This is a genomic window from Pseudomonas sp. 05L36, from assembly GCF_056398125.1.
Genome location: NZ_JBFTOU010000023.1, coordinates 32,167 through 47,009 on the forward strand (window position 1 = coordinate 32,167; position 14,843 = coordinate 47,009).

The 14,843-nt window shown below is 61.4% G+C and carries 11 protein-coding genes and 2 pseudogenes; 7 read left to right on the plus strand and 6 right to left on the minus strand.

The genetic code is table 11. From position 1 onward, the window contains the following. Positions 1–2 precede the first annotated feature (2 nt). The gene (locus AC1DKH_RS22370; RefSeq protein ID WP_477799334.1) at positions 3–1,454 is read left to right on the plus strand and encodes an FAD/NAD(P)-binding protein; all 1,452 of its coding nucleotides are present in this window, start codon (positions 3–5) and stop codon (positions 1,452–1,454) included. A 619-nt stretch (positions 1,455–2,073) separates the two neighbouring features. Here AC1DKH_RS22370 and AC1DKH_RS22375 read toward each other — a convergent pair. Further along, a complete protein-coding gene (locus tag AC1DKH_RS22375; RefSeq protein WP_477799335.1) occupies positions 2,074–3,027 on the minus strand; it encodes an Ig-like domain-containing protein in 954 nt (317 codons plus the stop codon). 1 nt (position 3,028) lies between these two features. Then, positions 3,029–3,586 (minus strand): annotated as a pseudogene (locus AC1DKH_RS22380) (hypothetical protein); the annotation flags it as partial. A 279-nt stretch (positions 3,587–3,865) separates the two neighbouring features. On the opposite strand from AC1DKH_RS22380, the gene AC1DKH_RS22385 reads away from it, so the two are divergent. From AC1DKH_RS22385 to AC1DKH_RS22405, 5 genes and pseudogenes are all read left to right on the plus strand, one after another. Beyond that, entirely contained in the window at positions 3,866–5,311 is a 1,446-nt protein-coding gene (locus AC1DKH_RS22385; RefSeq protein ID WP_477756087.1) for a sensor histidine kinase, read from the plus strand. A 242-nt stretch (positions 5,312–5,553) separates the two neighbouring features. Next, a pseudogene (locus AC1DKH_RS22390) lies at positions 5,554–5,751 on the plus strand (hypothetical protein); the annotation flags it as partial. 45 nt (positions 5,752–5,796) lie between these two features. Further along, complete coding sequence (locus AC1DKH_RS22395; RefSeq protein WP_477756086.1) at positions 5,797–6,909, plus strand: SCO family protein; 1,113 nt, start codon at positions 5,797–5,799, stop codon at positions 6,907–6,909. A gap of 102 nt (positions 6,910–7,011) precedes the next feature. After that, on the plus strand, positions 7,012–8,505 hold the full coding sequence (locus AC1DKH_RS22400) for a sensor histidine kinase (protein WP_477756933.1): 1,494 nt from the start codon (positions 7,012–7,014) through the stop codon (positions 8,503–8,505). Continuing rightward, on the plus strand, positions 8,474–9,907 hold the full coding sequence (locus AC1DKH_RS22405) for a sigma-54-dependent transcriptional regulator (protein ID WP_477764909.1): 1,434 nt from the start codon (positions 8,474–8,476) through the stop codon (positions 9,905–9,907). The genes AC1DKH_RS22400 and AC1DKH_RS22405 overlap by 32 nt, the downstream gene beginning before the upstream one ends. A gap of 9 nt (positions 9,908–9,916) precedes the next feature. Here the strand turns inward: AC1DKH_RS22405 and AC1DKH_RS22410 are convergent, their stop codons facing one another. Then, on the minus strand, positions 9,917–10,297 hold the full coding sequence (locus tag AC1DKH_RS22410) for a hypothetical protein (RefSeq protein WP_477756687.1): 381 nt from the start codon (positions 10,295–10,297) through the stop codon (positions 9,917–9,919). Between the two features lie 172 nt (positions 10,298–10,469). On the opposite strand from AC1DKH_RS22410, the gene AC1DKH_RS22415 reads away from it, so the two are divergent. Further along, complete coding sequence (locus AC1DKH_RS22415; RefSeq protein ID WP_477756686.1) at positions 10,470–11,276, plus strand: class I SAM-dependent methyltransferase; 807 nt, start codon at positions 10,470–10,472, stop codon at positions 11,274–11,276. Positions 11,277–12,151: 875 nt separating this feature from the next. Here AC1DKH_RS22415 and AC1DKH_RS22420 read toward each other — a convergent pair. From AC1DKH_RS22420 to AC1DKH_RS22430, 3 genes are read right to left on the minus strand one after another with little or no spacing between them, the layout of a single operon-like run. Then, complete coding sequence (locus AC1DKH_RS22420) at positions 12,152–12,946, minus strand: carbohydrate deacetylase (protein ID WP_477754186.1); 795 nt, start codon at positions 12,944–12,946, stop codon at positions 12,152–12,154. Beyond that, a complete protein-coding gene (locus AC1DKH_RS22425) occupies positions 12,918–14,129 on the minus strand; it encodes a GNAT family N-acetyltransferase (RefSeq protein ID WP_477799336.1) in 1,212 nt (403 codons plus the stop codon). Before AC1DKH_RS22425 ends, AC1DKH_RS22420 begins: the two co-directional genes overlap by 29 nt. 4 nt (positions 14,130–14,133) lie before the next feature. Further along, positions 14,134–14,820: an N-acetyltransferase gene (locus tag AC1DKH_RS22430; protein WP_477799337.1), complete on the minus strand. Its 687-nt coding sequence runs from the start codon at positions 14,818–14,820 to the stop codon at positions 14,134–14,136. Positions 14,821–14,843 lie beyond the last annotated feature (23 nt).

The window sequence follows — 14,843 nt, forward strand, 5'->3', positions numbered from 1 at the left end:
CGATGGACCAGACCTTGACCAATGACGCCGACATCCTGATTGTCGGCGGCGGCCTCAGTGGCGCGATGCTGGCGGCGCAGTTGATGCGCTTGCCGGGCCAGCGCCGGGTGCTGGTGATCGAGCCCCGGGCCGAGTTGGGGCGGGGCGAAGCCTACAGTGCGGTGGAACTGGGCCATACGCTCAACGGCAATGCGGCGCGGATGAGTGTCGATCCGGACAACGCCGACGACCTGACCCAATGGCTGACCGGGTACATCGCGGCGGGCGGCTGGCCGGAATCGGATCAGCAGCATGTGCCGATCAGCGAACTGTTTCCACCACGGGGCGTATTCGGCCTGTACGCCCGACAGCGCCTGGCCGAAGCACAGGCGGTGGGTGCACTGAACGGTTCGACGGTCGAGCATGTGCAGGCCGAGGCGGTCGATTTGCAAACCGATGCCGACACCGTGCGGTTGACCTTGAGCGATGGCCGATGCGTGCAGGGCGCGTTTGCGGTGCTGGCCACCGGAATGTTTCCCGCCGCGCGCACGCCACAAACCGAATCCAGCGGCTTGAATGCGGCCGCCCTCGATCCGTGGGACGTGGCGGCCATGCAGCGGCTCGATCCGCAATCGACGGTCATGATCATCGGCTCGGGCCTGACCATGGTCGACGCCGTGGTGTCCCTGGAACAGGCCGGGCATCGCGGGCCGATCGAAGTGTTTTCCCGCCACGGGCTGCTGCCCCATGTGCGTCGCCAGCCACCGGCCTGGGTGGATTTTCTCGCTGAGGACCTGAGTATCCGCACACCTCGCCAGCTGATGCGCGAACTGCGTCGACACTGCCGGGACGCTATCGCCCAGGGTATCGACTGGCAGGCACCGCTGGACACGGTGCGGGCACATATCGGCCGCTTGTGGCATCAGGCGACGGACGTGCAGCGTCGGCAGTTCGTGCGGCATGTGCGGCCGTGGTGGGAAAGCCATCACCACCGCTCGCCACCCTTGAGCGCCGAATTGGTGGAGCGCCTATATAAAGAAGGGCGGTTACGTATTCACGCGGCTTCGTTCAATGGGCTTGAGCCTTCGCGCAATGGCGAGGTGAGTATCCGCCTTCGACGGCGCGGCGAGGCGCAGACCAGTGTGGTCAGCGGTGCCGCCCTGATCAACTCCAGCGGTATCGAATACGATTGGCGCCGGGTCGCGCGACCACTACCCCGGCAACTGCTCGCCCGCGGTCTGGTGCAGCCGGGGCCGCTGGCCCTGGGCATTGCGGCAGAGGTCGATGGGGCGGTCCTGAACGCCGAGGGGCAGCCCGCCCGCCGTCTGTTTGCCATGGGCCCGCCGTTGCGCGGCATGTGGTGGGAAAGTACCGCCGTTACCGACGTGGCGAGCCAGGCCAAGGCGTTGGCCGAGCGGCTGACGGGACTCGTCGATCAGGTTGTGGGTCTGAGTACATATCCGTTGCTGCGGTAACGGCGGCTGGCGGTTTCGCCCTTACGGCGAGTCCCTTTGGCAAACGCCGGAGTGCCGGCCCAGCCCAAAGGAACCAAAGGTCTCGCCCCTTACGTACGGCCCCTCGCCAAGGCTCGGGGTTCCTTCGCTCCGGCATTCATCCGGGGGCATCGCCTCCGGTCGGCTTCGCTTCGACCTCCTCTCGATGTGTTCGGCTGCGCCGAACGGCGCTGCGCGCCTACCCCCGGATGAACGCCTCCACTCAGCCTTCCGAGGGGGCGGGTGGATCAAGATCAARAGCTGCAGGCGAGCTAACGCTCGGCCTGWTGAGTGGTGAAGAGCGTGGGTGTACGCCGCYYTGCCTTTGCTKTTCTGTAGGCGCGACGGTGCGGCGWTCCGACTTGCCCGCGAAGGCGGCCTGCCAGCCGACCAATTTCTTTCGAATGTACCCAGCTCAACTGTAGGAGCTGCCGAAGGCTGCGATCTTTTGATCTTGTTTGTAAGTAATAAAGCCAAAAGATCGCAGCCTCGTTGCACTCGACAGCTCCTACAGGGAACGCGGCCCCCCCAACCTGAGGCCGCGGTTTTCCATAGGGTTGAAGCCGGCCCCATCAACCAATGTGGCTAATGGGGCGCGGGCTCAGTTGGCGATCACCGGCACTGTCCGCACGGAGCCTTGGGACGAGGTGATGGTGGCGGTCGGGTTCGCCGACGGAACGACCGTGGTGGTGTTGTTCACCGTCAACCGCCAGCGACCGTTCCCCTGTACGGTGGTGGTGCCCAGGGTGACCAGTCCGGTCGGAGTGGTCACCTTGATGGTGATGGTGTTGCCGGTGGTCACCGATGAAGTGCCGGCAAAGTCCCAGGTGAAGCGGTTATTGGAGCGGGCACTCACCGTTGCGGTGGTCACTGCGAAGGTTTCAACAGCAGGCCGTGGCGAGACCTGCACGGTGACCGTGGCCGGCGACGTCGACAGGGCGCCGAAGCTGTCCCGGGCGATGTAGGTGAAGGTCGTGGTGAAGGCCGTGGTGACGGTGGCCGGCGGAGTGTAGGTGAGCACCGTGCCGTTACTGCTGACAGTGCCGCGACCCGCCGCGGGTTGAGTGAAGCTGGCGACCGCTAGCGGCACGTTGCCCTCCGGGTCGGTGTCGTTGGCCAGCACGTTGATGGGGATCGCCACACCCGGTGTCGTGACGGCATCGGCGACTGCCACCGGAGGCCGGTTAGGCGCCACGGTGAGGGTCACGGTTGCCGCTGTCGTCGAGGCCAGGCCTTTGGCGTCCTGGGCCTTGTAGGTGAAGGTCGTGGTCAACGGCGCGTTGACGACAGCGGGAGGGGTGTAGACCACCGCCGTAGTGCCGCTCAAGGCCACGGTGCCCTGGCCGGCGGCCGGTTGGGTCAGCGCGGTAATGCTCAGCGGCGTATTGCCGTCCGGGTCCCTGTCGTTAACCAGCAGATTGAGGGTGATCGGCAGGCCGAAGCTGGTGCTGGCAGTATCGGCGACAGAGATCGGAGCCTGGTTCGCGCCGGTGTCCGGTGCAGTGCCGACGACTACGACCGGCTCGGTGTCACTGCCGCCGGCGGCGGATTTCACCGTAACCGATGTCCCGGGTCATGTTGATCGCCCGCCGGCCGGGGGTGTCGACGTTGAACACTTCGACGCCGTAGGGGTGGGTGATGACATAGGTGCCGGCGGTGGGCACGTCGATGCGAATACGGATACGGGCGAAGCTGATCTGGTCGCCCTCCAGTGGATCGCCGCCACTGAAGGCGGCTTCGAGCGCCGAGACATAGGTCAGGTCGATGCCTCGGGCGGCATCGACGATGGTGGTTTCGCCGGTGGCCCAGAACGCTTCGTCGGGGAAATTGGTCGGGAAGACCAACGGTTGAGTGTCGTCGAAAATACCGGGGTTCGGGATCAACGAGCACATGTAAGTCGGAGCGCCCGGTGCGCTGGCAACCCTGGAACTGACAGCCTTGGATAAACACAGGTCAAGGGTTCGGCCGTGGGTGTCCTGATACCAGGCGGCGAAATTGCCATTGGCTGGCAGGTAGGGTCCGGGGTCTACGGCAAACAGCGCTGCCTGGGCAATACCTTGGGCTAGAGCGGCCACGACCAGGGCGGTCGCGGTTTTGCACAGTAAAGGGTGTATGAGTATTCCCTCTATCGAAGTACCTGCCCCTTGGGGATGGGTCAGTTGGCAGGGAGTTTGGCAACTTCCATACCAATCAGCGAAAACGCCCGGGAGAGCCCCGGAGTAAAGGCGTTGGCGCAGTCGCGGCGCAGACCGGGAGGTTGGGAGACGGGCAGCTGTCCCCAACATTGGGGGTGGATAGGACGGCGGGGAGGGTGGGGAATCGCAGTCCCCAGGTTCGGGCAAACGGCTATGAGTGGGCTATAAACCTATAGGGGGTTTCCGGGAACCGTGTCCATGAACTCAATCACCAAAGTGCTTGTGACCGAAAGCGAAGCCCGCTTGAACACGCGCAAGCGGCCGTTCGATCTGCTGCGCTGGTTTTCGCTGATCAGCATGGCGGTGATCGGCACGGTGGCGGTGGCGCTGGGGGCGGTGTCCTCGCAGTTCGTGATTACCGAAAGCGTGCAGCGCGATGCACTGTTGACCTCGCAATTCATTCAGGCGGTTGCCTCGGTCGAGGTGCGCAATGTGTCGATTCCCAACATCCGGACCATGGGCGAGTTGCTCGACCCACGAAAAGACAAGGACTTTCCTGACGTCGACACGCTGTCCCGCGCCAGTGCCCGTGGTGATTTCCTCGACCATATCGAAAACTTGCCGGACGTGATCCTGGCCAACATCTATGCACCCGATCGCAGGGTGATCTGGTCGACCAACCCGGCCTTGATGGGCACCACGATCCATGGCGATGAAGACCTCGACCGGGCGTTCAGCTCCAGGCTTCCCGTGTCGACCAGTTACCACGATGTGGACAAATCCCGCATGGAACAGAAGTTCGTGGAGCCCCCCAAGTACATCTTCATCGAAAATTACATTCCCCTGTTCGACGCCGATGGCAGCACCGTCACGGCGATGGTCGAGATTTACAAGGAACCGCAGGACCTGATCAACCGCATGGAGCGCGGCCTGGTGCTGATCTGGCTGGCGACCGCCCTGGGCGGCGGTCTGATTTACCTGGGTCTGTACTGGATCGTGCGGCGGGCGGCGATCCTGCTGGCGGCGCAGCAGAAGCAATTGATCACCAACGAGACCTTTGTGGCGCTGGGGGAGGTGTCCTCGGCGGTCGCCCACAGTCTGCGCAATCCGTTGGCGAACATCCGTTCAAGCGCCGAGCTGGCGATAGAGTTCGACAGCGGTCCGGCACACGGGAACATCAACGACATCATTGGTCAGGTCGATCGCATGTCGAAATGGGTACGGGAGTTGCTCCAGTCCCTGCGACCGCTCAATGACGAAGCTGAACCGGTGAATCTGGTGGCGGCACTGCATGACAGCCTGATGGCTTACGAGCATCAGATCAGCAAGGCCAAGGTCAACGTGGTGTTCGAACCGGATCAGACGCCCATGGTCCTGAGCCAGCAGGTGCAACTGACCCAGATCCTCAACAGCCTGCTGTCCAATGCGGTGGAAGCCATGGACAGCGGCGGTACGCTGACCATCCAGATCGAGCCGCGCGATGCCCAGCGCGTCAGCGTGAAGGTGAGCGATACCGGCAAAGGCATGAGCGAGGAGCAGCGCACATTGGCCTTCCGGCCGTTCTTTACCACCAAGCAGAGCGGGCTGGGCGTCGGGCTGGTGCTGGTCAAGCGGATCATGGAACGTTTTGGCGGTGCGGTGACCCTGGATAGTCGTGAAGGCGAGGGCACCACTGTCCGTCTGTTGTTTAATCTGGTCCCCTGAAAAAACGGGGATGAACTATCCCCCAATATTGGGTTTCAATCCCCGGTCATTTCCACGGTCATCGCACATTGATATTGGTAAGCCATTGTTTTGTAAAGTGTTAATGCTTTTGTACAAGAAAATTACATAATTGGCGAGGTCCTTGCAGAACCCCCATCACCCCCATCACGACATCGAGGCGGCTGGTGATGGAAAAAAAAGGGCAGTACAACTTCAAACGTTCAGGACTGTTAACGCCCTTGAGCGTCCTGCCGCCCGCCGTGCAGCCCCGTTTTAATTACCCCAACAATAACAAGTCCAGCCCGTTGTTCGGTGCGCAGCCATCCACGCAACAACTGCTGTTGTTCGAAGCATTCGGTCCGGCAAAACCTGACCCCGCCACGCCGGCGGCGTCCTTGCCGTTTCCACCGGCGGCCACTGGTCCGTTGCCACAACAGGACGGGTCCTGAAGTGGTTGTCAAACCCTGAACAGGGAGGGCGTCGAGATGAACATGAGGCTGCATTCACCACGCTCACGAGCCTTGGGCATGCACCTGGTGCTGATGATGGTGACCGGTTTGCTGGCCAGCCAGCTGCTGGTCGCCAGCCAGCCGACGTCGACGCCCGCACCTGCTCCTGCATCCACTGCCGAACCCGCTGTCGTTGAAGCCGCCACCCCGTGGGGAGGCGACTATTTCCCCAACACCCTGCTGACCGACCAGGACGGTCAGCAGCTGCGTTTTTTCGATGACATGATCAAAGGCAAGGTGGTGGTGATCAACTTCATCTTCACCTCGTGCAGCGACTCCTGCCCCCTGGAAACCGCGCGCCTGCGCCAGGTGCAGAAACTGCTGGGGGATCGGGTCGGCAAGGACGTCTTCTTCTATTCCATCAGCATCGACCCCTTGAGTGATACCCCCAAGGTGCTCAAGGCCTATGCGCAACGCTTCCAGGTCGGGCCCGGGTGGAAATTCCTCACCGGGGAATTCGCCGACGTCACCGAGCTGCGCAAGAAGCTGGGGCTGTTCATCGAAGGCATCGATAACGGGCGCAACAAGGACCACAACCTCAGCCTGATCGTCGGCAACCAGGCAACGGGCCGCTGGATGAAAGCCTCGCCGTTCGAAAACCCGTGGATTCTGGCCGACCAACTGGCCAATACCTTGCAGAACTGGAAACAGCCCAGTGTGGAAGAAAGCTATGCCGATGCACCGCAAATCCGTCCGCCGAGCAATGGTGAAGAGCTATTCCGCACCCGTTGCGCATCTTGCCACAGCCTCGGTCCGCTGGACGGGCAGGGCATCGGCCTGCACAGCATCGGCCCGGACCTGATCGGCGTGACCCATCAGCGCGATCCGGCCTGGCTCAACCGCTGGATCCGCGAACCGGATCGCATGCTCGCGGAAAAGGACCCGATTGCGATGGAACTGTTCGATCGCTACAACAGGATCCCGATGCCCAACTTGCGGCTGGATGAGCGTTCCGTCCAGTCCATCATCGATTTCCTGCAGGAAGAAACCAACCGTCAGCATCCGCCGGTAGTGCCATTGGCCAGTGGTAACGAGGAGCCTGAACATCATCATTCGGTCGCGCAACCCGACATGACCCAGGTGCAATAGCGTCGAAATAGTTACGTGGGCCAGTCAATTGCTATCAATGTTACCTACACTGACTTGATACCCGACTGGAAAGGCTCGATCTCAAAGACTCAGGACAAAGCCATGCAGATACTGGAACAACAAAAAGTAGCTGCGCCGCAGGCTCCGGCAGTACCGCGCAAGGGTTGGCGGCCGCAGTTCAACTTGCTGCGCTGGTTCTCCCTGGCAAGCTTTTTCATCATCGCCGTGGTGGCGCTGGGGCTGGGTTACATCTCCACGCGCTTTGTGGTCGATGAAAGCATCGAGCGCGATTCGATGCTGACTGCGCAGTTCATTCAAACCATTGGCGAGGCCGAAATCCGTCATGCCAGGATTTCGCCGGGCAGAACCATGGGCGAAATGCTCGACCCACGCATGGACCATGCCGATTCCGACATCAACCCCGAAGCCCGGGCCGCCGCGCGCGTTGAGTTTCTCGACCATGTGGAGCATCTGCCGGACATCCTGCTGGCGACGGTGTACGCCCAGGACCGCACCGTGGTCTGGTCGACAAACTCCGAGTTGATTGGCATACGCATCGAAGACGACGAGGAGCTGGATGAATCTTTCGAAATGAAATCTCCGGTGTCCACCCGCTACCACGAGATCGATGAGGAGCGCCCCGAGCAACGCCTGCTGCGCGAACCGGAATACCTGTTCGTCGAGAACTACATTCCGATGTTCAATGCCGACAGAAGCAAAGTGATTGCCATGGTGGAGATCTACAAGGAACCGGTGGACCTGGTGGAACGCATCCAGCGTGGCTTCAAGGCGATCTGGCTGGCCACCCTGATCGGCGGGGCGGTCATTTACCTGGGGCTGTTCTGGATCGTCCGGCGCGCGGCGATACAGCTGCAGAGCCAGCAGAAGCAGCTGATCGCCAACGAAACCTTTGTCGCCTTGGGGGAAATGTCCTCGGCGGTCGCCCACAGCCTGCGCAATCCACTGGCGAACATCCGTTCCAGCGCCGAACTGGCCCAAGGCATCGCCAGCCAGACCGCACAGAAAAACATTGGCGACATCATCAGTCAGGTCGACCGCATGTCGCGCTGGGTCCGTGAATTGCTGGTGTCGTTACGACCGATGAATGACGACTGTGAAACGGTCGACCTGGTGCTGGCCCTCGATGACACCTTGAGTGCCTTTGAGTCCCTGATCAAACGTTCGAATGTCGAAGTGCGCTTCTCTCCTGTCAGCGTGCCACCGGTCGTCAGCCAACAGGTGCTGCTCACGCAAATACTCAATAGCCTGTTTGCCAACGCACTGGAAGCCATGCCCAAGGGTGGCGTGCTGACGATCGAGATCGATTCCTCTGTGCCCGGCGACTTGAGCATGACCCTGACCGACACCGGCAAGGGCATGTCCAAACAACAGCAACAACTGGTCTTCAAGCCGTTTTTCACCACCAAGCAAGGTGGGTTGGGTGTGGGCCTGGCCCTGGTCAAGAGAATAATGGAGCGGTTTGACGGCTCGGTCGAACTGACCAGCCGGGAGCAGGAAGGAACCCGTGTTTGTCTCAATTTCAAAGTGGCAACGGGAGGGGCATATGGAGCACAGCATTCTGTTGGTCGAGGATGACGAAATCCTCGCCGAGAATATTCAGACTTACCTGGAGCGCAAGGGCTTCGAGGTGACCGTTTGCTACTCGGCTGAAGACGCACTGGAGCAATTGGGTGCTTTCGCTCCTGACGTGGTACTGACCGACAACTCGTTGCCGGGCATGAGTGGTCACGACCTGATCCAGAAGCTGCGCGTCAGCGCGCCGGATCTGAAAGTGATCATGATGACCGGCTACGGCAACGTCGAAGACGCCGTGGTGGCGATGAAAGAGGGCGCCTTTCACTACGTCACCAAACCGGTGGCCCTGCCGGAGCTCAAGCTGCTGCTGGACAAGGCCCTGGCTACCGACCGCATGGAGCGCACGCTGTCGTTTTACCAGGAGCGCGAAGCCCAGAAGTCGGGGTTGCAGGCGCTGATTGGCGAGTCGGCACCGATGGCATACCTCAAGGGCATCATCAGCCAGTTGCTCGACGCCGAACGGCGGATGGCCAACAGTGATCTGCCGCCGGTCCTGGTGGAAGGCGAGACCGGCACCGGCAAGGAACTGGTGGCCCGGGCCCTGCACTTCGACGGCCCGCGCAGCAAAGGCCCGTTCATTGAATTCAACTGCGCCTCGATTCCGTCCAATCTGGTGGAATCGGAACTGTTCGGCCACGAGAAGGGCGCCTTCACCGACGCCAAGGAGCGTCGCATGGGGCTGGTGGAAGCGGCCGATGGCGGCACGCTGTTCCTCGATGAAATCGGTGAAATGGACCTGCTGTTGCAAGCCAAGCTGCTGAAGTTGCTGGAAGACCGGACCATTCGCCGGGTCGGTTCGGTGAAGGAGCGCAAGGTCGATCTGCGGGTGATCAGCGCCACCAACTGCAATCTCGAACAAATGGTCCAGCAAGGCAAATTCCGCCGCGACCTGTTTTTCCGCCTGCGCATCATTTCGATCAAGGTGCCGCGCCTGTATGCCCGGGGTGCCGATATCCTGCTGCTGGCCCGGCACTTCCTGGGGCTGCATGGCAAACGCTACGGCAAGCCGAACCTGCATTTCAGTAATCAGGCCGAAGATTTGCTGCTCAGCTACAGCTGGCCGGGCAACGTGCGGGAATTGCGCAACATGCTGGAGCAAACCGTGTTGCTGGCGCAAAGCGACACCATCGCCGTCCATCAGTTGAACGTCTGCCTGAGCCTGGTGGATGAGCCACCTATGTTTCATCACGAGCCGCAACATTTCAGCGAACCGCGTCCCTCCTACAACGGCAACGAATCCATGAACCTGCCGGAAGTGGAGCGCGACATGGTGCGCAAGATGCTCGACAAGACCGACTGGAACGTCACCAAATCGGCACGCCTGCTGGGTCTTAGCCGGGACATGTTGCGCTACCGGATCGAAAAACTCGGCCTCGCCCGCCCGGACAAACGCCAGTGGTAGGGGGTGTTCTCACTGCAACACCGGGCCTTGCCTCATGCAGGACAGCACGCAACCGGAGTCCTGGACTTCCTGGTTCACGTAGACGCCATGTTCCGGATCGTAGCTGCGGACAAACACGCGAACCGTGGCGTCGGCCACAGTCGGCAGGCGCGAGTCGGAGAACACGTGCTCACTTGAAACCGGAATGAACTCCCCGGGTGCGGTCGGGAGGTACGAACCTGGTGGCACGATGCTCATGGACAGTGGTACGGGGTGCGCGAAGGGTTGGTCGGCGCCGTAATAGTTGAATTCACTGCTGTAGTTGGTGGTGTTTGGCATGTCGTCGGCGTGGGCGACGGCGGTCGCGCTCAGGCAGACGGCGAGCAAAAGCGTCAGATTGGTTTTGTTCATGGCAACACCTGCTAAATCGGTTTAACCACATTTCTCCCAAGGTCATTAACTATAGCTGCCGCCGTGGGCAGCCGTTGGTGCTGTGTGGATTACAAGTTCGCAACACCTGCCAGGAGGAGGTTGATCTAGACTCCGGCCGGTCAAATCGACGACCCGAACCCTGGAGCGTGCAATGGAACTGCCGACAAAAGAACAAGCCATCGCCAGTAACCGCGAGGCCTGGAATGACTCCGCCCGTCACCACAAAGCTTCCTGCGAATGGCAAGCCTTGTTGAAGGACGTGGCGCACGCGGATTTCTCCTGCCTGGATGACACCTTGACCGCCTTGCTGACCCAGACAGGTGTCGACGGCAAGGAGGTGGTGCAACTGGGCTGCAACAACGGCCGCGAAAGTCTGTCGCTGTTTGCCCTGGGCGCGCGTAGCGTGGTGGGCGTCGACCAGTCTGAAGCATTTCTCGAACAGGCACGGGAACTGGCGTCCCGCTCGCCCCATGCGCCGCAATTCATCGAAGCGGACATTCACCATTTGCCTGCGCAACTGCAGGAGCGCTTTGACCTGGCGCTGATCACCATCGGCGTCCTGAACTGGATGCCGGACATCGGCGAATTCTTCCGCCATGTGGCGTGCACGCTGAAGCCGGGTGGGGCGCTGGTGGTGTACGAAACCCACCCGTTCCTGGAAATGTTCGACCCCGAGGCTGCCGATCCTTTTCGCGTGTCCAGCTCATACTTCCGTCGCGAACCGTTCGTGCAGCACGAACCGATCGTCTACGAAGGCAAGGTCGAACAGCCGTCGGCGGCGTCCTACTGGTTTGTCCACACCCTGGGCGACCTCTTCAGCGCCGCCATTGCGGCAGGGCTGCAGATCCGTCACTTCAAGGAGTACCCGCACTCCAATCGCGAAGAACTCTATGACCGCTATCAGCAGCAGGTGGCGCAGTTGCCGTTGTGTTTTACGTGGGTGGTGGTGAAGAGCTGACAGCCGGCCTTTGCTTTGTTGACTGAGTACATATCCGTTTCTGCGGTAACGGCGACTTATGGTTTCGCCCTTACGGCGAGTCCCTTTTGTCACCGAACGCCCCAAAAGGAACCAAAAGGTCTCGCCCCGAACGTACGGCCCCTCGCTAAGGCTCGGCGTTCCTTCGCTGCGGTATTCATCCGGGGGCATTGCCCTCCGGTCTGCTTCGCGACGACCTACATGCAATGAGTTCGACTGCGTCGAACGGCGCTGAGCGCCAATCCCCGGATGAACACCACCGCTCAGCCTGCCGAGGGGGCGGGTGGATCAAGATCAAGAGCTGCAGGCGAGCTAACGCTCGGCCTGTTGAGTGGTAAAGAGCAGTTGGTGTAGGCCGACCCATTGTGGGAGCGAGCTTGCTCGCGAAGGCGGCCTTATGGCCGACCAATCTCTTTCGGCTAAACGCATTCCCCCTGTAGGAGCTGCCGAAGGCTGCGATCTTTTGATCTTGCTTGTAAAAAATAAGGCCAAAAGATCGCAGCCTCGTTGCACTCGACAGCTCCTACAGGGAAACACGCACGCATCAGAACCAGGCCGGCCGGTAGGCCGCCTCGGATGCTGTTGCGGTGTACGCCCCCTCGTGAGGCCGAGAGGAGGTTCTGCGCAGTGGGCAACCCGGCATGGATGCCGGGTTAGCCGCCCCGGCCATGGATGGCCGATGGCACCGAACGTCAGGGGCAAGAGCGTTTGGTTACTTTGCGCTTTTCAAAGTGACCCGCCGTAAGGGCGGAACCATCAGTGGCCGTGACCGCAGAAACGGATATGTACACCTACAAAATACTCATCGCCCAACACATAGCCATCGCGAGCAAGCCCGCTCCCACAGGGATTGCGGATTACTCCAGAACGGCCCGCGCACGGTGAGGCACAGCATCGCCCGCAGCGGTATAGGCCACCCTTGGCACACCCGGCAAACGCTGTTCCAGCAACGCACTCAAAGACTCTCCCGGTTCCAGGTAGGCATCGCCGAAGTCGGCGCCGAGCTGGTTCGGGTGGGCGACGATTTCCAGCAGTCCGTCGGGTGGCGGCTCAGCGTTGCGCAGATCCACCGGGGTGCACACGTAGTCGGCGGTGGCGCCGGCCAGGTTGCTCAGGCGACGGTTGAGCAGGTCCTTGAACACGCGCTTGGGCAAGCTGAGGTTTTGCCCCAGGTTGCGCGCCAGACGCACCGGCACCCCCTGGCGGGCGGCGAAGCGCGCGACGATCTCGCCGATCGGCCAGATGTTGTGCACGTGCTGATGAGAGTCCAGGTGGCTGGGGCGCAGGCCGTTGTCCAGGCAGCGCTGCCACTGGGCTTCGAGTTCTTCCAGTACGGCGTGGCGATCCCGGCGCCCGAGCCAGAGGCGGGTGCGGGACAGGTTGAGGTCGAACACGCCGGCACTGTCGCAAAACGTCGGGCGTTGCACAATGCTCTGGCTCAATGGACGGCCGTAGGTCAGGTTGAAGTGCAGGCCGATGCGGCCTTCGAGCAATGGATGCCGGGCCATGGCACAGGCCGCTTCGAACGCCGGCATGTTGGCCATGGCGGTGGCGGAGCTGATGAGCCCGGCCTGGAACGCGCCCAGGATCACTGCGTTTTCGCAGGCACTGAGGCCGAAATCGTCAGCGTTGACTATCACTTGCCGGGGCATGTTTACCCTCCTTGAGGTTTTCCGTAGGCGCAGGCCTTTTGACAACAGGTGTTGCGCCGGGCGCCGGGGTGGCGACTGCGGCCGCCGCGCGCCGGGCGCGCCATTGCTGCAATCGGGGTTTGAAGCGTTGCCAGACCCGCAAGGCCAGTCCCAGCACCAGACCGCCTGGACGCCAGGAGTAAAAACTCCAGCGCCAGTGTTCCAGTTGCCCGGTCATGCGTTCGTGCAGTTGATGGCTGGAGTTTTCCAGGCTGACCCGTGACGCATCGATCCACTGCCAGTGGTCTTCCAGGCCCCAGCGAATCCACTCTTCTAGCAGCACCCGGCCGCTGCCCAGGTCGGCATATTGCGGCAGGAACGCCAGGTTGTAGTCGTACAGTCGACCCTGTTCCAGCAAGCCGAGTCGATAGCTGATGCAGCGCCCCTCCAGCTCCAGCACTACCACGCGCACCAGGCCTCGGGCCGCCAGGGTGGTGAAGGCGCGGTCCATCCACTGGCGATGGCGCGCATCGGAAAAGATCCCGACCCCTTCATCGCCTTTCCAGCTCACCGCTTCGACTTCACTGATTTCCTGCAACAGCGGCCCCATGGTCAGGGCGTCGGGGGTAATCCGCCGCACCTGGGCACCGCACGCGGCGATGCGTTTGCGCGCGCGGCGCAGTTTGTAGCGCGGGTCGCCGGAGACTTCCTGATGGTCGGCCTCGCTGATCAGGTGCACCGGCACCCGACAGCTGAGGCGTTGTTCGGCGGTCGAACTCAACGTTTGCCACGGCGCCAGGGTCTGCGCCGTGGCACCGGCCAGTTCGTTGAGTTGCAGCACGGCATGGGGCAGGCGTTGACGGATCTGCGTCAGCGCCTTGCGTAAATTGTCGTCGTCCAGCCTCGTCAGCAGCGCAAGGCGGTCGGTGAGGGGGTAGCCCAAATGATGCAGGACCCGAAACGGCAAACACGCAAAGCGCTCCACGGACGCCACCAGCGGCAGGCACAGCGCCAGTTCTTCACCCTGCCAGCCAAGCAACACGTGCAACTGTTCGCCGGATTTGAGTGCCAGTTCCGAAGCGTATAGCCAGGCCAGGGTGTTGAACGGCGTGTGGTCCGTTACGCGCAGGCGCAACGCTTCGTAAGCCGCTATCGGAAAGTCGTCGGTGCACAGCGAAGTGCGCCATTCGAATCGTGCAGACATAAGATCAGCTCGCCTCGGCTGGAACAGGAGAGGGTGCCGGTTTGCGCAAGGCATCCAGACGTGAACCGCTGTAGCGGGTTTCGCGGAAGAAGCGCCAGCCGAACAGGTGGTAGATGTTCATGATCCGTCCTTGCTCGCGATACCCCATGCGCATGTGCAGCTTGAGCGCGGGAATGTTATGGGACTCGCAGATATCCACCACTTTGTTGCAGCCCTGATCAGCCATGGCTTTCCACAGGTTCAGCTGGAAATCGATCGACAGCGTGGTGCCCCGGTACGCAGGAATCTGCTCGAGAGCGAACTCGAAGAACTCACCTGGCTTCACCGGGAACATGCAGCCGTAGTAATGACGGTCGAAATAATCGCGTGTGCTGCCCCAGATAAAGGCCACGGCATCGCCGTTTTCATCCAGGTACATATGCCCGGTGTACCCTTCGCACGCCAACTCGGCCATGGTGCCCACGCGATCGCCGAAGTGTTTGGCGAACGCCACGGCGTTTTGTGGGGTGATGGTTTCCAGTCGCAGCGGTGTATAGGGCCGAAGCTTGTGTGGCGGTACCGGGCTCACCAGATCGCGCTCCATCCACAACAGTTTTTCGTGGAAAAATACGTAGTGTTTCCACAACTTGCCGACGGTGGCGCGCAGGCCTTTTTGCTTGATGTGATCACTGAGTTTTTTCAGAGCATTCATGTTTTTGACTCCTGACGGTGTTG